This is a genomic window from Salinivibrio sp. IB282 (genome assembly GCF_001995685.1).
Classification (GTDB): Bacteria; Pseudomonadota; Gammaproteobacteria; order Enterobacterales; family Vibrionaceae; genus Salinivibrio; species Salinivibrio kushneri.
Genome location: NZ_MUET01000053.1, coordinates 1 through 20,756 on the forward strand (window position 1 = coordinate 1; position 20,756 = coordinate 20,756).

Sequence of the window (20,756 nt, forward strand, 5' to 3'; positions counted from 1 at the left end):
CATCAAGAGCGACGTCGTAGGGTTCTAGCCATTCCATTGCGTGCGGCTGGAAACCGAAGGCCATGATCACCGCATCCGCTTCCAGCACATGCTCACTGCCTTCAATCGGCTCTGGGCGGCGGCGACCCGCGGCATCAGGCGCTCCGAGCTGGGTTTTTACCACAGTAACCCCACTCACATTGCCGTTACCGTCAACTTCAATCCCCAGCGGTTGCAGGTTGAACATAAAGTTCACCCCTTCTTCGCGGGCATTTTTCACCTCACGGCGCGAGCCAGGCATGTTTTCCTCATCCCGACGGTAGGCACAGGTGACACTGGCGGCTTGTTGGCGAATAGAGGTCCGAACACAGTCCATCGCTGTATCCCCGCCGCCGAGTACCACCACACGTTTACCGGCCATATCGATGAACGGTGGGGCGTTATCCAGTGCCATCACCTTGTAAGTATTGGAGACTAAGAAGGGCAGCGCATCAAAGACGCCAGGTGCATCTTCATTAGCCAGCCCTGCACGCATGTACTTGTAGGTACCTACCCCTAAGAAAACGGCATCGTAGTCGTTAACCAAGGTTTGCATGTCAATATCTTTGCCCACTTCGGTGTTAAGGCGAAACTTAACGCCCATCTCGGTAAAGACGCGCTGGCGATGTCGCATCACATCTTTTTCGAGCTTAAACGATGGAATGCCAAAAGTGAGCAAGCCTCCAATTTCTGGGTAGCGGTCAAAGACCACGGGTTTGACCCCGTTGCGGACCAGCACATCAGCGCAGGCGAGCCCCGCTGGGCCGGCACCAATCACGGCGACCTTTTTGTCTGTCCACTCGACGTGTGACATGTCAGGCTTCCAGCCCATTTCAAAGGCTTTGTCCGTGATGTACTTTTCGACATTGCCGATGGTGACGGCGCCAAAGTCGTCGTTGAGGGTGCAGTCACCCTCGCACAGACGGTCTTGTGGACAGACACGGCCACATACCTCGGGCAAGCTATTGGTTTGGTGTGATAACTCTACCGCTTCAATTATCCGCCCTTGGTTGGCAAGTTCCAGCCATTGAGGGATATAGTTATGTACCGGGCACTTCCATTCGCAATACGGGTTACCGCAATCAAGGCAGCGATCGGCTTGTGCTGATACTTCCTTTTCGGTGAAGGGTTCGTAGATTTCGACGAACTCAATTTTGCGCGTTTCAATCGCTTTCTTACGCGGGTCAATGCGTTGTACATCAATAAACTGATAGATGTTCTGGCTCATGGGTCCCTCCTTTTTACTGCGCCTGAACGCGCAACTCGGTCGCGCTGCGACTTTGATGGCCTAACAGCGTATTCACATCTGCCGCCTTGGGTTTAACCAAGTAGAAGCGGTGAACCCAATGATCGAACGCATCCAGCAGCTGTTGTGCACGATCCGAGCCGGTCAGCTCAAGATGTTGCGCAATCAATCCACGTAAATGCTCTTGATGGATAGTGAGTGTCTCAAGTGACAGTGCCTCGACTAATTCAGGATTGATATGGGCATGGAAGTCGCCCTGCTCATCCAGTACATAGGCAAAACCACCGGTCATCCCGGCGCCAAAGTTGACCCCAGTGCGACCGAGAATGGCCACTACACCCCCCGTCATGTATTCACACGCATTGTCGCCCGCGCCTTCCACGATGGCATGGACGCCAGAGTTACGCACCGCAAAGCGCTCACCGGCTTTACCCGCTGCAAACAATTTACCCCCCGTCGCACCGTATAAGCAGGTGTTACCCATGATGGTGGACTCGTGGCTGGCAAATGCTGAGCCGACAGGGGGGCGGATCACTATTTGTCCGCCGCTCATGCCTTTTCCGACGTAGTCGTTGGCATCCCCGATAAGGGTGATGTTCACCCCCGCGGCATTCCATACCCCGAGAGACTGGCCGGCGGTCCCTTGCAGCTGCACATCCAGTGGGTTGGCAGCCATCCCGGTATTGCCGTAACGTTTGGCAATTGCGCCAGACAAGCTGGCACCGACTGAACGGTCGGTATTACGAACCGATTTGTAGATGCTGGCACTGTGGTTAGCGGCAATGGCTTCACCCAGTTCACCAAGTAGTGCTTGGTTCAGCTCGGCTTTATCAAATGGTGTGTTAGGCTCACTGCAATACAAGGTCTTACCGGGCCATGGCGTCGGCGCATCGAGAATATGGCTCAAATCAAGCTTCAGTTGCTTGGCGGTAAAGCCATCGACGGCTTCCAGGAGGTCGGTACGGCCAATCAGATCGGTGAGCTTTTCCACGCCCAGTTCGGCCAGTAGCTCGCGCACTTCTTCCCCTAGGCCTTTGAAGAAGTTCATCACTTGCTCGGGAAGGCCTTTGAAGTGCTCACTACGCAAGGTTTCATCCTGGGTCGCGACCCCGGTGGCACAGTTATTGAGGTGGCAAATACGAAGATATTTACAGCCAAGTGCCACCATAGGGGCAGTCCCAAAGCCAAAGCTTTCTGCGCCTAAGATAGCCGCTTTGACGATGTCTAAACCGGTTTTTAGTCCCCCATCGACTTGTAAACGGATCTTATGGCGTAAGCCGTTTTCAACCAGTGCTTGCTGGGTTTCAGCGAGACCCAATTCCCATGGGCTGCCGGCATATTTCACCGAGGTGAGCGGGCTTGCGCCTGTTCCACCGTCATACCCTGAGATAGTAATCAGGTCGGCATATGCTTTGGCGACCCCAGTGGCAATGGTGCCAACACCGGGTTCTGAAACCAGCTTGACTGACACGAGTGCTTGTGGGTTCACTTGTTTTAAATCGAAGATCAGCTGGGCCAAATCCTCAATCGAGTAAATATCATGGTGTGGTGGGGGCGAAATCAAGGTCACGCCGGGGACGGAGAAACGCAGTTTAGCAATTTCTGCGGTGACCTTATGGCCAGGCAGTTGTCCGCCTTCACCCGGTTTGGCACCTTGCGCGACCTTGATTTGCRGCACATCCGCATTGGTCAAGTAATGGGGGGTGACGCCAAAGCGCCCCGATGCAATCTGTTTGATGCGTGAATTGCGCTCGCTATTGAAACGACGTGGATCTTCCCCCCCTTCGCCCGAGTTAGAGTGGCCACCAAGACGGTTCATGGCAATGGCCAGGGCTTCGTGCGCTTCCGGGCTTAAGGCACCGATAGACATCGCCGCCGAGTCAAACCGTTTGAACAGCTCCGTGGCTGGCTCTACGCGCTCGAGCGCGAGCGGTGAGGCGGCTTTTTTCAGTTGCATTAAATCGCGCAAGGTCGCCACAGGGCGCTGGTTCACGGTGTTGGCGTAGGTCTTGTAGTCCATGGTCTCGCCAGAACGCACCGCGCTTTGCAAGTTGGTGACCACGTCTGGATTGTAAGCGTGGTATTCGCCATCGTGGACATACTTGAGTAAACCACCGTGCTCAAGCGGTTTGCGCTTGATCCACGCTCGGCGAGATAGGTTGATCAAATCTTGTTGGAAATCATCAAAGTTGGCCCCTTGAATGCGGCTAGCCACGCCTTTAAAGCAAAGCTCAATCACATCCTGGTGCAAGCCAACCGCCTCAAACAGCTGTGAGCAACGATAAGAGGCAATGGTTGAAATCCCCATTTTTGACATGATCTTGTACAGGCCTTTATTGATGCCATTACGGAAGTTGACCATCACATCGCGATAAGGCTTATCGACGGCACCAATATCGACCAAATTCGCCAGTGTTTCATAGGCTAAGTAAGGATAAACCGCCGTGGCACCAAACCCGAGCAACACCGCAAACTGATGCGGGTCACGGGCGCTGCCGGTTTCGATAATGATATTGGCATCACAGCGCAGGTTTTGGTTAACCAAGCGCTTTTGCACCGCACCGACGGCCATGGCGGCAGGGATCGGAAGTGTCTCTTTATTGATGCTGCGGTCAGAAAGCACCACCAAAACCGTCCCATCACGGACACAGCGCTCGGCCTGATCGCATAAATCGAGGATGGCTTGGTGAAGATCTTTCTCACTCGGATCGTAATTGATATCTAAAATGGTGTTGCGATAATAGGTATCGTCTAGCTCGAGCAGTTGCACCAGATCCGAGAACAAAAGCACCGGAGACTTAAACGCGACCCGCTCGGCGTGGCCATCGGTTTCGCAGAACACATTCATTTCACGGCCAATACAGGTGGCCAGAGACATCACGTGGTTTTCACGTAAAGGATCAATCGGTGGGTTAGTCACCTGGGCAAATTTTTGCCGGAAGTAATCGCTGACACAGCGTGGACGCGACGACAACACAGCCATGGGCGTATCATCCCCCATGGAGCCAGTGGCTTCTTGGCCAATATCGCCCAGCACTTTGACGACCTGGTCYACTTCCTCATTCGACATCCCAAACAGCTTTTGATAGGTCTTAAGCTGGGCATCTTTAAGGTTTCGGCTGCCTTCACTGGTATCAGGATCCAAGTTTTCGAATGGGGTAAGACGACGGACATGTTGATCTAACCACTCGCGATACGGGTGACGGCTTTTTAGCTCATCATCGATTTCACCCGAGTGCCAAATCTTCCCTTCGCGGGTGTCGATCACTAAAAGCTCACCGGGCCCCACGCGGCCTTTTTCTGACACCTCATCAGGCGCGTAATCCCAAATCCCAATCTCGGAGGCGAGAGTAATAAATTTATCTTTGGTGACCACATAGCGCGCTGGACGCAAGCCATTGCGATCAAGGTTACAGGCGGCATAGCGGCCGTCTGACATGACAATACCGGCTGGCCCGTCCCAAGGCTCCATATGCATGGAGTTAAAGTCGTAAAACGCACGCAGCTCATCATCCATGTCTGGATGATTTTGCCATGCGGGCGGCACCAGTAAGCGCATCGCCCGGAATAAGTCCATCCCGCCGGCGAGAAAAACTTCCATCATGTTGTCGAGGCTTGAGGAATCAGAGCCTGATTCATTCACAAACGGGGCGGCTTGATGTAAGTCAGGCAACAGAGGGGAGTTAAACTTGTATGCACGGGTACGCGCCCACTGACGGTTCCCCTCAATGGTGTTGATCTCGCCGTTGTGGGCAAGGTATCTAAAGGGTTGGGCGAGCGGCCAGCGTGGCTGGGTATTGGTACTGAAACGCTGGTGGAACAAACAGATGGATGACTCTAAGCGCAGATCCGCGAGATCGGTGTAAAAGCGTGGTAGATCCGCTGGCATACACAACCCTTTGTAAACAATGGTTTGTGTGGATAGGCTGGTGACATAAAAGTCTGCATCGTCTGCCAGGGCTTTTTCTGCACGGCGGCGCGCAATATACAGGCGTCGCTCTAAATCGCGTGCGCGCCAGCCTGCTGGACCATTAACAAACACTTGTTCAATGACAGGCTGAGACTGTTTGGCGATGTCTCCGAGTACATCTGGGTTGGTCGGTACGGTCCGCCATCCCACCACTGAGAGTGTTTCAGCGTTGATTTCTTGCTCGAAGCGTTGTTTGGCTTGTTGGGCTTTTGCCGGATCGGCACTGAGAAAAATCATGCCGACCGCATACAGGCGGCTTAGCTTCCATTGATTTTGTTCGGCAATAAGGCGGAAAAAGCGGTCGGGCTTTTGCAGCAGTAGCCCACAACCATCGCCTGTCTTGCCGTCAGAGTTGATGCCACCTCGGTGGGTCATGCGGTCAAGTGCAGCGATGGCAGTACGAACCAGCTTGTGGCTGGGCTCCCCCTCTTGATGGGCGATAAGGCCAAAACCACAGTTATCTTTTTCCAACATTGGGTTGTACAGCGACATTGCAATTCTCCCTTGCTACTGCGTTACGCGCAGTGATTGCATTTATTGTCGTGATCCTCCTGACCACTCTGAACAGCTTCGCTTTGTGACTCTGCGCTCGTTATGTTGTGATTTTTTAACGAGAAAAGTCGGTCATTTACTCCCTAACTCACTGTTTTATCGATGGATTGACAGAGAGTGCACGGGCAAAGCGCTATTCAGCGACCTTCCAAATTAACGGCAAACCTTGCAAAGGTCAAATTTTTATATGCATTCTTTATGCATAGTAATCAACGTCCATCTTGATTGTAAATTGCTGATATTATTCTTCTTTTTGTCGAAATTATGCCAAATAATATCTATTCGCAATTATGCTATTTTGTTAAATAATTATTAAATAAAAGGTGAATTCGAGTAGATATTCTAGCTTTGAGCAGAAATAAAGAAGGGTGCGTTATATGCCTTCTCTTTCATAGCAAAAAGCACTGTCGATTGATGTAATAAAATAACAAATGATATTCACAAAGCTGTGAACAGGACAATCACGCGTTCTATCAAAATTGTGGCAAAATACGTCGCCGGTGAGGCGTTACGTCAATACGATCAAGGACAGTCATTAGGCAGACAGGAGTGGCATGGGGTTTTTTAGTTTTAGCTTGGTTCTAGTGTTAGGCGTGTTGCTCGGTTACGGGTGGCGCGCGCGTCGATCGACACTGGCGTTATCCGATTGGCGGGTGTACATGGCTGGGTTAGACACGCCGCATGCGATTGTCGCGGCCGATGATGGTGATATCTTGTACGCCAACGCTTCTTGTGTGGCCTCTTTTTCACTGGTAGGCAGCCATAACCGATTTAAAACCGCCAATGAAAAGCAGCAGCAAGCGGTGCGCGCCTTTATTGTGGCGCAGCGCTGGCCTCAGCCGTTTTCTAATGTTGAAGCCAAGGTAAGCGCCCCSGGCGCAAATCGGGTGCGGGTTGAGGTGACCTTATCTGGCTTGCCGATCCGCTGTTTTGGTAAGCGTGCCTGGCTCATTTCACTTTCTGCCTCTGAACCCAACACGCAATGGCACCTGCAGCAACAAGAACAAGGTGTGCTTTTAAGCGTGATTAATTCCTTGGCGGAGCTTGTCTGTTTTCAGGATGTGGAGGGCAATGTGGTAGGCACGAACGCCGCCTTTGATCGTTTCTGGCAAGGACGTGAGCAGGAGGCTGTGCTTTGGCAAGCCGGTGAACCGCTCTCWGAGCCGCGAACCGTGCGTACCTGGGCGACACAACCTCACGATGAAAGCTGCTTGTTGGAAACCAATATTACGACGCTAAAAAATGACAAGCAGGAAGTGATAGGCACATTGAGTATCAGCCATGATGTGACCAATTGGCATCAGATGCAGGAGCGGTTACAAAAAGAAGCACAACGACGTCACTCGGTTGAGCAAGTGCTGGAGCAGCGAAGTAACTTGCTCAGTGCGATTTTCCAAGCCAGTGTCGACCCTATCGGCATTTTTGATCAAGACTATTACCACCTTGCTTGCAATCAAGCGTATGCGGATGCGCTTGGCACCACCATTGACGCACTCGAGAATGCTCCCGCGCAACATGTGGTGGATCCGGAGATATTTGATCAGCACAAAGCGCGCGATAAGCAGGTGCTGGAAACGGGTGGAACCATTACCTATGAAGATGTCATTTTAACCGGTACGGGCGAGCAAACTTGGTATGAGGTGACCAAATCACGCATTCAAGATCCGGTGACCTTGGCTCCGGCTGTGCTGCTGATGGCACGAGACATTACCGAACGGAAAGAGACACAACAACAGTTAGCCGATGCCATCATGGCACTGCAAGATCTCAGCTTTGTTGATAGTCTCACGCAAGTGGCTAACCGACGCAGTCTTGACGAGCAATTAAGCACACTCTGGCGCTCACACGCCAGAGAGCAGACACCGCTTGCGTTTATTCTCTGCGATATTGATCATTTTAAGCTTTACAACGATCACTATGGCCACCAGCAAGGTGACTGGGCCTTACAGCAAGTGGCTAAGGCGCTCAAATCGTCCGTTCATCGCCCGATGGATATGGTTGCCCGCTATGGGGGGGAAGAATTTGCGATTGTCTTACCACAAACAGGGCTACATGGCGCGATGGATGTGGCCGAAAGGGCGAGGCAAGCGATATTGGCGGCGAACATCGAGCACTTGGATGCGGCATCAACCCAGCAATTAACGATGAGCCTGGGGGCGGCCTGTATGATCCCAGCGCCGGAACAAGATTATGGTGACTTGGTACAATTTGCTGATCGCGCGTTATATCAAGCCAAACGACATGGCCGCAATCGTGTGAGTGTTTGGCAAGGTGCGTCTCATTCACGCCCATCAACCACGCAACGAGCCTCGGTGGCTGAATCTATTCACTTCGAACCTGGCGGTTAATAAGCCTATATGAAACAACTTAAAGTCCTTGCCCAATATTACGTCGACTTACTGGTCAAATTAGGGATTGTACGTTTTAGCATGCTACTGGCTTTAGCGCTTGTGGCGCTGGCGGTGGTGGTGCAAGTGGGGATCACCTTAGTCCTTGAGGGCACGGTTCAAAATATTGATATCATCCGCTCGGTTTTCTTTGGCCTAGTGATCACGCCGTGGGCAGTCTACTTTTTGTCGGTGGTGGTCGATCAGCTGGAAGAGTCTCGTCAGCGGTTATCAAAACTGGTCTCCAAGTTGGAAGAGATGCGCGCGCGTGATATGCGCCTCAACCGCCAACTGACCGAAAATATTGAGCAACTCAACTCGGAAATTGAAGAACGAGAGAAAGCAGAAAGTGCGCGCCAGCAGGCGATTAAAGATCTAGAAAACGAAGTCTATCAGCGTGAAAAAGCACAGCTTGAGCTAGCAGAGCAAACCGCGTTACTACGCTCTTTTATCGATGCGTCTCCGGATTTGATTTATTACCGCAATGCTGATGGCCAGTTCTCGGGCTGTAACCGCGCGATGGAAGAGCTAACCGGTTATGACGAGAAAACACTCAAAGGGCTGACACCTTGGGACGTTTATCGCGAAGATATTGCTGAAAAAGTGGTCGAAACCGACCAGCAAGTGTTTGACGCCAATGTGTCGATAACCTATGAGCAATGGCTTGAATATCAAGACGGGCGTAAAGCTTATTTTGAATTACGCAAAGTGCCTTTCTTTGCTCGAGATGGCCGGCACCTTGGGCTGCTTGGGTTTGGGCGAGAAATTACCGAGCGTAAGCGCTACCAAGATGCACTGGAAAAAGCGAGCCGAGAAAAAACCGCGTTTATTTCCACCATTAGTCATGAATTACGCACCCCGCTTAACGGGATTGTTGGTCTAAGTCGCATGTTGCTGGAGTCAAACCTGGATGATAAGCAACGTAATTATCTGCGGACGATTTATGTCAGTGCGATCACGCTGGGAAATATTTTTAACGATATCATTGATTTAGATAAATCCGATCGCAAGCGCCTGTCTCTGCATCCCACCAGCGTGGACTTCAATGAATTTGTCACCGAAATCGACAATATTTCCGAGTTAATGGCCGAGCAAAAGGGCTTACGCTTTGAACTTGAACGGGTCACTGAGTTGCCTGACTATGTGGCGGTTGATACCACGCGGCTGCGACAAATCCTATGGAACCTCGTCGGTAACGCGGTCAAATTTACCAAGCAAGGCTGTGTGATCGTGACAGTCAGCGCTGACGTGACAGGGGACCATGCCGACTTATGTTTCGAAGTCGAAGACAGTGGCATCGGGATCCCCGCGGATGAACAAGACAAGATTTTTGCCATGTATTACCAAGTCAAACAGGCGGGAGAAAACCTGCATGCCGTTGGTACAGGGATTGGCTTGGCGGTCTCGCGCAAATTAGCACGTTTGATGGGGGGAGATATTACCCTCGACAGTGAAGAAGGCGAGGGGAGTACCTTTACGGTCACACTCCGTGTACCACTGAGCGAGCCTGGGGAAGCCGAGACCCCGGCATTGGCACCTGTGGAGAATACGCTACGCATCTTATTGGTAGAAGATATTGAACTCAATGTTACCGTTGCCACCAGTTTACTGGAAAGTCTGGGGCATCAGGTGACCGTCGCCCGTGATGGGCAATCGGCGTTAGATGTGTTCTCGCCTGACGCGTTCGATCTGGCGTTGCTCGATATTCAATTGCCCGATATGACCGGGTTTGATATCGCGGCCACTTGGCGAGAGCAGGACGTACAATTGCCCCCTTTAGTTGCACTGACTGCCAATGTTATCAATGATAAAAATAGCTATCTCGCCAACGGAATGGACGATGCGATCAGTAAACCCATTAGTGTGAGTGCACTTAATCAGGTGATTGAACAGCATGCGCTATCATCCACTACGATGACGGATGTCGAGACAGCGAGTGATCCTGTGCCCAGTCGTCCTATTGCGAATGAACAAGCAGAGCGACTGCTCGATATGGACATGCTTACCGGTTACGTGGCGTTAGTAGGGGTAGACCCTGTGAAGCAAAGCATTGAAATGTTTGAGTCAACCATGCCAGAGTACATCGCCATTCTCGACTCGAATATGACGGCAAGAGATCAAGAGGGCATTGTCTCTGAGGCGCATAAGATAAAAGGTGCCGCGGGATCAGTGGGGCTCAAGCATATTCAAAAAGTGGCGCAGAAAGCACAATCCCCCGAATTACCTGCTTGGTGGGAAAACATTGCTGATTGGATTGATGAAATCAAAGATGGTTATCAGCACGATCTGGATGTGCTTAAAGCCTGGTTAGATGAGCAAGAGTAACCGGGATTGAGGTGGATACACTCACCCGTCTAAAAAGAGAAAAGGCGCTGGATAGGCGCCTTTTCGCTCTCTATTTGCATCCTGCGGGACGTTCACCGCACGTTTTCAAGCAAGTTATTGCTCTTCAATTTCACCGCAGAAGCGATAACCTTCACCATGGATGGTCGCAATAATTTCAGGTGTGTCATTGTGCGATTCGAAATGTTTGCGGATCCGGCGGATCGTGACATCCACGGTACGATCGTGCGGTTTTAGTTCACGGCCCGTCATTTTCTTCAGCAGCTCGGCACGCGTCTGAATTTTGCCTGGGTTTTCACAGAAGTGAAGCAGGGCACGGAACTCAGAGCGAGGCAGCTTAAAGGTTTCCCCTTCCGGGTTAATGAGCGAGCGACTGTTGATATCGAGTGTCCAGCCGTTAAAGATATACACATCGACATTACGCTTCTCGTCGCTGTCGGTGACACTGCTCATGGCACGCGTGAGCAGGTTACGCGCACGGATGGTGAGTTCGCGTGGATTGAACGGCTTGGTAATGTAATCATCGGCACCGATTTCGAGTCCGAGGATCTTATCAACTTCATTGTCACGTCCAGTGAGGAACATCAACGCCATGTCGCCTTGTTCACGCAGCTCACGTGCGAGCAACAAGCCGTTTTTGCCTGGCAAGTTAATATCCATGATCACTAGGTGAACATGGTGGTTAGACAGGACTTGATGCATTTCGTCGCCATCGCTGGCTTCAAACACATTGTAACCTTCCGCTTCAAAGATACTTTTCAGCGTGTTACGTGTGACCTGTTCATCTTCTACAATCAGAATTTGCGGGGTTTGCATTGGCGATACCTAATATCTAAATAGAATCCGGTTGCACTTCACAGTCTAGACCGCCTAGCCTGTGAAAAAAATTTACAAAAATGCGAGGAGTGTCTACCGCGAACCTCGCAACTAACATATGGCACGCCATCCATAGAGAAGTGTTCGTCGATGCTAGACAACGCACCGTGAGTTCCAGCTTAAGACGGGGCGTGGCGGCGTTCGTTGACCACCAAGCCAATCACTCTGATATCCATTAATTATCGCCAATTGTATTCATTTAACAGCACGCTAACAATATATTAGGATAAGGGTTGATGATTTTTTTCATCCTTTATTGACCCCAATCAAAAGCATGTTAAGTGTCAGTTAGCGACGCGTTTTAACTTAACTTTATGAATATTCGCGCATAATTAGTCATTAAGCATAGTATGAGTCACGAGCAGGTGTAAACAATGTGTGATCCTGATAACCAGCAAGAATTGTGGAAAACTTACCAATCGATCGCGTTTCACGCCCCTCAAGCGCCAGATGCCGACGCATTTGCTATTCTTACCGCATTTAATCCGCGTAGCCAACCTTTATCTGAGAAAGAGAATCAATCGCGTAATGATCAGCTGGAAAGTGCCATGGTGCAACAAGGGATACGCTATTGGCCAATGAATGGCGGTGCGCCAGATGGGAGTTGGTATGAACCGGGTTTTGCGGTTGCTTTAGATAAGCACGAAGCGATGTTATTGGCGCAACAATGGCAGCAAAATGCTATCTATTGGATAGAGAATGATAGCTTGTGGTTGTTGCCTGTTTTGATGGATACGTTTACACCGCAATCACTGAACGTGCGTTTTTCATCCTTGTTGACGGCCCCCACTCGCTAAATTTTCCTCACGACGAAAAAAGGAGAAAGGAATCATGGACGATAAATTGCCGGACTTATGTGATAACCACCCAGAGGCGGTGCAATGGCTACCTGTGCAGTGGCAAGACTATGGTGGCAAGCGCTGTTTTGAAGGGCGGGTGCGCACGGTACGTTGCCATCACGATAATTCCAAAGTGAAAGCGATGCTGGCAACCCGCGGTGAAGGGCAAGTGCTGGTTGTGGATGGCTCTGGTGCGATGGATAGAGCTTTGCTGGGCGATCTTATCGCGCAAAGTGCGGTAGATAATGGCTGGGCAGGGGTGGTGATTGCTGGGCCGGTTCGCGATGCGGCGACGTTAGCGACCTTGCCGATTGGCATTAAAGCCTTGGGTGTCTGCCCAATTAAAACACAAAAACGGGATCAAGGTGAGGTCGATGTGGCGTTGGCACTTGAAGGGGTATCAGTGATGGCAGGGCATTACCTATACGCCGATGCTAATGGCGTGGTGGTGTGTGCAGAGCCACTGACCGGCTAATCTGAGCCGCGAGCTAAAAGTGCAATCCAACCCCGAGTTGGTAAATCGATTCGGGGGAGGTTTCGGGACGAAACTCGACATCGAGCCCGGCATTGACATCAATCGATTCACTCAACTGGTAGCGACTGCTTACGCCCCACTGGTTGATCAGCGTATCATCATTATCACGGCTAATTTGGCTCGAAAGGCGCAGCTTGTCGGTAAAACGGTATTCAATCCCACTTAATAACCCCTGTTGCGTGGTGTGTTGATCGTTTTCGCTTTTCAGTTGCGTGCCCATATAAACAGACACATTGCTGAGTGGGTAACGATAACCTGATTGAATGGTCCAACTGTCAAAGCCTTGTGTCGCCGATGGGATAGACTGAATAAAGAAGTGATCAGACATCCCCGTCGGCAGCGTTTGCCAAGTGAACGGATGGCCCCACGCAGGTGCTGCCACAGCTTGCAAGACGAGGGTCAACAGTCCTAATTGTTTTATACTCAAATCTTGTGCCTCATTGTTCTTTTTAGGCGTAGCGCAGTTTACGAAGATGCTGATTCGCTGCGATCAGTGTAGACAAAAAATAGAGACTGCTGCCGAATTTTGCCTCACGCCTCACGCCTCACGCCTCACGAAGAAGGTCGATAGATCAAGGTGTCAATGTATTGACGATTCGCCATTGTATTGGCGCACAAAGGCGGTAAATCGCCAGTGTGCGGTTAACACATGATGACTAAGCAACGATTAGGCCATTTTTGCTGAGAGCGTCGTATGTCCTAATCGGTTTTCTTCGCTGTAGGGGCGAACATCATGAAAATGCCCGGCCTTTACCTGGCTTTGCAGTTGCTGCCAATAACTGGCTTCGAACAGCTCTGGGTGAAGTCGGTCAAACTCGTCGGCAACGGTGCGATTAACCAGTAAGAACGTGCGAAATTCTTCCGGGAACACGTCATTGTCGCCCACACTGTACCAAGGCTCTGCAGCCAGCTCATCTTCTGGGTAGCGAGGCGGCGGAATACGGCGAAAGTTCACCTCTGTGAGGTAAGAAATTTCATCATAATCATAGAAAATGACTCGGTTGTGACGACTGACGCCAAAGTTTTTAAACAGCATATCGCCAGCAAAGATATTAGCGGCGGCCAGTTCTTTAAGCGCGTCACCATATTCTTGTACGGCTTGGGTGATGGCGTCCGGCTCGGCTTGCTCGAGATAAATATTTAACGGGATCATCCGTCGTTCCATGTAGAGGTGACGAATGCGCACTTCGTTGTCGGTGACGTTGACGCAGGAGGGGGCCACCTCGAGGAGTTCGTCAATCAAGGCATCGCTAAAACGGTCTCGCGGAAAAATGAAGTTGCGATACTCTTGGGTGTCGGCCATGCGCCCTACTCGGTCGTGCTCTTTTACCAAGCGGTATTTTTCCCTGACTTGGGCATGAGTCATTTGTTTTTGTGGCGCGAATTTGTCTTTGATGATTTTAAACACGAACCCATAGGAAGGCAGGGTAAACACTGACATCACCATCCCTTTAACCCCAGGCGCAATATCAAATAAATCATCTGAGTTATCCAGGTGGTAAAGAAATTCGCGATATAGCTCGGTTTTACCGTGTTTTTGGCAGCCGATCGCCGTGTAAAGCTCGGCGGGTGTTTTATTGGGCATCAACTGGTTAAGAAAGTCTACCAATGCCGCCGGGACAGGGGCATACACCATGAAATACGAGCGGGCAAAACCAAACACGATGCTGACATCATCACTGTCGGTAAGACAGGCGTCGATGTACAGCTCCCCTTGCTCGGAGATCGCCAGCGGCAGCACTAAAGGTCGACGTTGGTTAGCCATATCGAGTCGACCGATAAGGTAAGCGCCTTTGTTGCGGAAAAAAGGCTGACGCACCATCTCGAGGGTAAAGCTCATGGTAAGCTGCGGACCAAACCGTGCTTGCAGTATTTGGGTGATACGTTTGAGATCGCCACTTTTATTCCGCCAAGGTAGGGTAAACGGCGTGCTATCGAGCATCCGCTCTAAAGTGGCGTAAATGCCTGCTTGCGATTGAAAGCGCCTTAACAAGGGAGTGGGGTATTTAGGGATCCGCCCCCCTTGGGAGCTTTGCACGAATAGCTTATCGCGGCGGATGTTGCGGTGTTCAAAGATCCGGCAATAAACCGAGTTAAAAAAGCTCTCGGCGATATCGTATCGCGGGTAGTCATCAAGCAAGGTGACGTAAGCGGCTTTGACTGCCATTAGAAAGGAGCGTGTGGCATGTTCTTTTCCCAGCATGGCACCTAGCTGCTGACTGACAAGGCCAACATGATGGTCATAGAACTGGATACGCGTTTTAAGCGCTTGTTGAACACTTTTCCAGTCTTGTTGCTCAAAGCGCTCTTGCGCACCGGAGGTGACATCGAGAAACCGGCCATACATAGCATCCGAGCCTTGTAGAATGGTATTGGCGACTAACTGAGCCATCGCTTCTTGGGTCATTGGCGCTCCTTGCGATCAGGTTGCTCCCTTGTTCAAGCTCGCAGAGTTTTGTTGAAAAAGCAATCAGGATCACTTTTTTGTTGACCTAAGCAACATGATTCGATACACCTAGAGAGAATCAAACAAAACAAATGATAAGCGCAACACACATGCAACTAACGATCAGCACCCAGACCACCACAACCACCATTATTATTACTGGCACAACGTGTGTTGGTGCGGGCTGATACGCACAGAATTTCCAAAAAAGCCCGTACCTTCTCAGGTACGGGCTTTTTTTTATCTTAGAGAGAGGTTCCAAACGGATGCGAGTTTTAAAATTTGGTGGCACGTCGCTTGCCGATGCTGAGCGCTTCGGTCGCGCTGCCGATATCATTGTCAGTAACCAAGGGCAGAGCGATGTGTCTGCCGTGTTATCCGCCCCCGCGAAAGTCACAAACATTCTCGTTTCTGTGGTCGATAATACGGTCAAACATGGTGAAGCGGAGTTGCCGCTTAAAGAGCTCGAGCAGCTTTTCGCCGATTTGTTCCATGGTCTTGCTGAGCGGCAACCCAACCTTGATACCCAGCCACTTTTCGATAAATTAACGCGTAGTCTCGGCCAACTTCGTCAATATGTGCATGGCATGAGTTTGTTGGGCCTTTGTCCCGATAGCACTTATGCGCGCGTGGTCAGCAAAGGCGAGCGTTTATCAGTCGCCGCAATGCATGCGTTGCTCGAAGCGCGTGGCTATGCGGTATTTGATATCGACCCAGTGGCATACTTTGCCGCTTCCGGGAGCCATCTCAGTGCTGAAGTGGACATCGAAGCCTCATCGCAACGTTTCAAACAATCACCCGTTCCAGCTAAGCACATTGGCCTGATGCCAGGGTTTATGGCGGGAAACGAACACGGCGAGCTGGTGACCCTTGGACGCAATGGCTCTGACTACTCGGCGGCGGTACTCGCCGCGTGTGTACGTGCCGAGTGTTGCGAGATTTGGACAGATGTCGACGGTGTCTACAACTGTGATCCTCGCCTTGTACCGGATGCGCGCTTGCTTAAATCACTGAGCTATCAAGAAGCGATGGAGCTGTCTTACTTTGGCGCCAAAGTATTACATCCCAAAACCATTGCGCCCATCGCACGCTTCCACATCCCTTGTTTAATCAAAAATACCGCCAACCCGCAAGCCGAAGGCACCTTAATTGGCGAAGACAGTGGTGAGGATAAGCTGGCCATTAAAGGGGTCACTACGTTGAGCGATCTGAGCATGGTCAACTTATCAGGCCCTGGTATGAAAGGTATGGTAGGGATGGCATCACGCGTGTTTGGTGCGATGTCATCGGCGGGGGTGTCAATTGTGTTGATTACCCAATCCTCTTCTGAATACAGCATCAGTTTTTGTATTCAAAGCCGGGACAAAGAAAAAGCCGATAAGGTGCTGAGTAACCATTTTGAGCTTGAACTGAAAGATGGTCTGCTCGAGCCTGTCGAGTTTATGGATAACTTGTCGATTGTCTCCTTGGTAGGCGATGGTATGCGCACCTCGAAAGGTGTTGCCTCTCGCTTTTTCACCTCGTTGGCGGAAGTAAACGTYAATATCGTCGCGATTGCTCAAGGTTCATCGGAGCGTGCTATCTCTGCGGTTGTTCCTTCAGAGCGGGTCTCTGAAGCGGTTAAAGCCTGTCATGAAAACTTATTTAATAGCCAGCATCACTTGGATGTATTTATCGTCGGTGTCGGTGGCGTGGGCGGTGAGCTGATTGAGCAAATCCGTCGTCAGCAAGCCAAGCTCCAGCAACAAGGCATTGTGATGCGGGTCTGTGGTTTAGCGAACAGCAAAGGGATGTGGCTGAATAGCCAAGGCATTGATTTGAATAGCTGGCGCGATGAACTTCCCAACCACCTATCGACATTTAGCCTCGCGGGGATGATCCAGCTGGTTCAGCGCAATCACATCATTAACCCCGTGTTGATCGATTGCACCGCCGATCAGCAGGTCGCCGATCAATATGCTGATTTCTTGCGTGCAGGCTTTCACGTGATCACCCCCAACAAGAAAGCCAATACCAGTAGCATGGCTTACTATCACCAGTTGCGTCAGGCGGCTCGCGCGACTCACCGCAAATTTATGTATGAGACCACGGTGGGTGCAGGTTTACCGGTGATTGAAAATCTACAAAACTTGATTGCGGCCGGGGATGAGCTGTCACGCTTTTCTGGGATTTTATCAGGATCGCTTTCCCACATTTTCGGCAAGTTAGATGATGGCGCCAGCTTTAGCGAGGCGACCCAGGTCGCACGTGAAAACGGTTTTACCGAGCCGGATCCGCGTGACGATCTGTCGGGCATGGACGTAGCACGTAAGCTCTTGATTCTGGCACGTGAAGCCGGCATGGAACTTGAGCTTGACGATGTTGAGGTTGAACCTGCGCTTCCGCCTGGCTTTGATCAATCTGGCGATGTCGAAAGTTTCATGGCACGTTTGCCGCAAGCCGATGACTATTTTAAACAATGGTCAGAGGAAGCCGCCAAAGAAGGCAAAGTCTTGCGGTATATTGGTGGTATTGAAGACGGACGTTGCTTTGTCAAAATCCAAGCCGTATCCGATGATGATCCGATGAATAAAATCAAAGAGGGTGAGAACGCGTTGGCCTTCTATAGCCGTTATTATCAGCCGATTCCTTTGGTGCTGCGAGGCTATGGCGCGGGAACCGCCGTGACCGCGGCTGGGGTGTTTGCGGACTTAATGCGCACCCTAGGTTGGAAGTTAGGAGTCTAGTCATGGCAGTCCGTGTTTATGCACCCGCATCGATTGGTAACGTGAGTGTCGGGTTTGATGTCTTGGGGGCAGCGGTGAGCCCTATCGACGGCAGTTTATTGGGTGATGTGGTAGAAGTGGCAGACGGTGGAAACCAGGCGTTTTCATTGCGCTGCCAAGGCCGATTTATCGATAAGCTACCTGCGAACGAGCAGGATAATATCGTTTATCAAGCGTACCTGGCCTATGCCGAGGTACTTAAAACCCGTGACTTGGCGGTGAAGCCGGTGGCGATGGTGCTTGAAAAGAATATGCCGATTGGATCAGGACTTGGCTCCAGTGCATGCTCGATTGTCGCCGCGCTCGATGCGTTAAATCGCTTTCATGACCATGCGCTCGATGAGAGCCGCATGTTAGCGCTGATGGGAGAGATGGAAGCGTCCATTTCCGGTAGCTTACATTATGATAATGTCGCGCCGTGTTATTTGGGTGGCGTTCAGCTCATGCTGGAAAGCCAAGGGGTGATCAGTCAAGCGGTGCCGCACTTTGAAAACTGGTATTGGGTGATGGCCTATCCGGGCATCAAGGTGTCGACGGCAGAAGCACGTACCATCTTGCCCGCCCAGTACCGTCGGCAAGATGTGATCGCTCATGGTCGCTATATCGGCGGCTTTATTCACGCGTGCCACACACAACAGCCTAAATTGGCGGCGAGTTTAATTTGCGACGTGATTGCCGAGCCGTATCGGCAAAAACTATTACCGGGATTTGCGGACGCTCGCGACTATGCCGCTAGTTGTGGTGCATTAGCCACAGGGATCTCGGGGTCAGGACCGACGCTGTTTAGCATTTGTGATGATCGACAGGTGGCAGAGCGGTTAGCGCAGTGGTTGCGAGAGCACTATGTACAAAATAATGATGGCTTTGTTCATGTATGTCGCATTGATGGACAGGGCGCAAAAGAAATAGGAAGTCAGGCATGAAGCTATACAACATCAAAGATCACAGTGAAACTGTGTCATTCTCGCAAGCTGTCCAGCAAGGGCTCGGTCGCGGGCAAGGGTTATTTTTTCCTGAGAGCTTGCCCTACTTTGACGATATCGAGGCATTACTGGCCATGCCTTTGGTGGCGCGCAGTAGCAAGATTTTATCTGCATTAATTGGCGATGAGCTGCCAATAAGCCAAGTGAGTGAACTGGTTAGCAATGCGTTTAGCTTTGCTGCGCCACTTGAACAAGTGGATGACCATATTCATGCGCTAGAGCTTTTCCATGGTCCGACATTGGCCTTTAAAGACTTTGGTGGCCGTTTTATGGCGCAGTCGCTGGCAGCGGTATCGGATGGTAAAAAGATCACCATCCTCACGGCGACATCTGGGGATACCGGGGCGGCGGTTGCCCACGCGTTCTACGGTATTGATAATATCGACGTGGTCATCTTGTACCCGAAAGGTAAAATCAGCCCGCTGCAGGAAAAACTCTTTTGTACACTTGGCGGCAATATTCATACGGTCGCGATCAATGGCACTTTTGATGATTGCCAAAGCATGGTCAAGCAAGCCTTTGATGATAGCGAGCTGCGTCAGGCCATTGGCCTTAATTCAGCGAATTCCATCAACATTAGCCGCTTAATGGCCCAGATTTGTTACTACTTCGAGGCGGTGGCGCAGCTCCCTGCGCATAAACGCGATCAGGTGGTGATATCGGTGCCCAGTGGTAACTTTGGTAACCTTACCGCAGGGTTGCTTGCTAAAGCGATGGGACTGCCGATTAAGCGCTTTATTGCGGGTACCAATGCTAATGATACGGTGCCACGGTATCTCGATTCAGGCGAGTGGGCACCGCAGCAAACGGTCGCCACCTTGTCCAACGCGATGGATGTGAGTCAGCCCAACAACTGGCCACGTATCGAAGAGCTTTTCCGCCGTGAGCAGTGGAGGCTGAGTGAACTTGCCTCAGGGCGTGCTGACGATGAAGAAACGGCTGAGAGCTTAAAGTCGCTCTCTCAGACGGGTTACTTGTGTGAGCCTCATAGTGCGATTGCATACCGATTGCTGGCGGAACAGCTTGAAGAAGGAGAAGAGGGGATCTTCTTATGCACCGCCCACCCGGCCAAATTTAAAGAATCGGTTGACGCGATCCTCGGTAAAGATATTCCCCTACCTGGGCCGCTGGCGAAGCATGCGCAAATGACGTTGCTTTCACGCGAGCAAGAGCCTGATTTCCAAACGCTACGAGACTACTTGCTTGAAGTGAATGGTTAAGGTTTAGCTAGTTATCGCGATCATTAATACAACAACAGCCCGCGATTGCGGGCTGTTTTATTTGACACACACTCTGGTTTGCCTTGAACCGCTTCTTATAGGGAGCTGGTAAAGGTGCGGGTGATTACGTCACGCTGCTGCTCAGGCGTTAGTGAGTTAAAGCGTACCGCATAGCCAGAGACACGAATCGTTAGCTGTGGGTACTTCTCTGGGTGCTTAGCCGCATCTTCCAGTGTCTCACGCTTGAGTACGTTGACATTAAGGTGCTGACCGCCCTCGTTGACCGCTTGTGTTTCGATATTTACTTCGCGGTAATCGAATTCACCCAAAGAAGATAGGGCAACTTCCTGATCCGCTTCAAAGCCTTGTTTGGCACAGACACAGCGTGCTTGATCGGTGTCTTTATCGATCAACCAAATAGAATTAACGAGTTCATCATTGGCTGCTGAGGTTACTTGAATACCCGTGATCATGGCCTATCCCCTTTTATGATAGTGACTTTTTATGATGTAAGATTTCATCATTTTGAGTGTCTATATATACCCTTTTTAGAGCGGGGTTTTATTGACCTAAATC

The 20,756-nt window shown here is 50.9% G+C and carries 13 protein-coding genes and 1 other annotated feature; of the genes, 7 read left to right on the plus strand and 6 right to left on the minus strand.

The window, feature by feature from the left end; translation table 11 throughout:
* Together BZG14_RS11025 and gltB are read right to left on the minus strand one after the other, a co-directional pair.
* A partial coding sequence (locus tag BZG14_RS11025) for an FAD-dependent oxidoreductase (protein WP_077608745.1) occupies positions 1–1,246 on the minus strand: 1,246 nt, incomplete at its 3' end.
* Positions 1,247–1,259: 13 nt separating this feature from the next.
* A complete protein-coding gene (gene gltB, locus BZG14_RS11030) occupies positions 1,260–5,726 on the minus strand; it encodes a glutamate synthase large subunit (protein WP_077608746.1) in 4,467 nt (1,488 codons plus the stop codon).
* 614 nt (positions 5,727–6,340) lie between these two features.
* On the opposite strand from gltB, the gene BZG14_RS11035 reads away from it, so the two are divergent.
* The gene (locus BZG14_RS11035) at positions 6,341–8,134 is read left to right on the plus strand and encodes a diguanylate cyclase domain-containing protein (RefSeq protein WP_077608747.1); all 1,794 of its coding nucleotides are present in this window, start codon (positions 6,341–6,343) and stop codon (positions 8,132–8,134) included.
* A 9-nt stretch (positions 8,135–8,143) separates the two neighbouring features.
* On the plus strand, positions 8,144–10,498 hold the full coding sequence (gene arcB / locus BZG14_RS11040) for an aerobic respiration two-component sensor histidine kinase ArcB (RefSeq protein ID WP_077608748.1): 2,355 nt from the start codon (positions 8,144–8,146) through the stop codon (positions 10,496–10,498).
* Between the two features lie 114 nt (positions 10,499–10,612).
* Here the strand turns inward: arcB and arcA are convergent, their stop codons facing one another.
* On the minus strand, positions 10,613–11,332 hold the full coding sequence (gene arcA / locus BZG14_RS11045) for a two-component system response regulator ArcA (protein ID WP_077484346.1): 720 nt from the start codon (positions 11,330–11,332) through the stop codon (positions 10,613–10,615).
* A gap of 434 nt (positions 11,333–11,766) precedes the next feature.
* On the opposite strand from arcA, the gene BZG14_RS11050 reads away from it, so the two are divergent.
* Positions 11,767–12,189 (plus strand): DUF3293 domain-containing protein, encoded by a 423-nt coding sequence (locus BZG14_RS11050; protein WP_077608749.1) that lies wholly within the window; start codon positions 11,767–11,769, stop codon positions 12,187–12,189.
* 34 nt (positions 12,190–12,223) lie between these two features.
* The gene (locus BZG14_RS11055; protein ID WP_069363425.1) at positions 12,224–12,706 is read left to right on the plus strand and encodes a putative 4-hydroxy-4-methyl-2-oxoglutarate aldolase; all 483 of its coding nucleotides are present in this window, start codon (positions 12,224–12,226) and stop codon (positions 12,704–12,706) included.
* A 13-nt stretch (positions 12,707–12,719) separates the two neighbouring features.
* Here the strand turns inward: BZG14_RS11055 and BZG14_RS11060 are convergent, their stop codons facing one another.
* Together BZG14_RS11060 and aceK are read right to left on the minus strand one after the other, a co-directional pair.
* On the minus strand, positions 12,720–13,193 hold the full coding sequence (locus BZG14_RS11060) for a hypothetical protein (RefSeq protein ID WP_077456574.1): 474 nt from the start codon (positions 13,191–13,193) through the stop codon (positions 12,720–12,722).
* Positions 13,194–13,433: 240 nt separating this feature from the next.
* The gene (aceK, locus tag BZG14_RS11065) at positions 13,434–15,173 is read right to left on the minus strand and encodes a bifunctional isocitrate dehydrogenase kinase/phosphatase (RefSeq protein ID WP_077608750.1); all 1,740 of its coding nucleotides are present in this window, start codon (positions 15,171–15,173) and stop codon (positions 13,434–13,436) included.
* Between the two features lie 165 nt (positions 15,174–15,338).
* Positions 15,339–15,455, plus strand: a sequence feature (Thr leader region).
* A gap of 23 nt (positions 15,456–15,478) precedes the next feature.
* Between aceK and thrA the strand changes: the two genes are divergently transcribed.
* From thrA to thrC, 3 genes are read left to right on the plus strand one after another with little or no spacing between them, the layout of a single operon-like run.
* A complete protein-coding gene (gene thrA, locus BZG14_RS11070; protein ID WP_077484354.1) occupies positions 15,479–17,938 on the plus strand; it encodes a bifunctional aspartate kinase/homoserine dehydrogenase I in 2,460 nt (819 codons plus the stop codon).
* 2 nt (positions 17,939–17,940) lie between these two features.
* Positions 17,941–18,900 carry a homoserine kinase gene (gene thrB, locus BZG14_RS11075; RefSeq protein ID WP_077456580.1) on the plus strand — a complete coding sequence of 320 codons (960 nt, stop codon included), beginning with the start codon at positions 17,941–17,943 and terminating at the stop codon, positions 18,898–18,900.
* The gene (gene thrC, locus BZG14_RS11080) at positions 18,897–20,180 is read left to right on the plus strand and encodes a threonine synthase (protein WP_077608751.1); all 1,284 of its coding nucleotides are present in this window, start codon (positions 18,897–18,899) and stop codon (positions 20,178–20,180) included. The genes thrB and thrC overlap by 4 nt, the downstream gene beginning before the upstream one ends.
* A 95-nt stretch (positions 20,181–20,275) precedes the next feature.
* Here thrC and grcA read toward each other — a convergent pair whose 3' ends face one another.
* The gene (grcA, locus tag BZG14_RS11085) at positions 20,276–20,653 is read right to left on the minus strand and encodes an autonomous glycyl radical cofactor GrcA (protein ID WP_046074059.1); all 378 of its coding nucleotides are present in this window, start codon (positions 20,651–20,653) and stop codon (positions 20,276–20,278) included.
* Between the last annotated feature and the right edge of the window lie 103 nt (positions 20,654–20,756).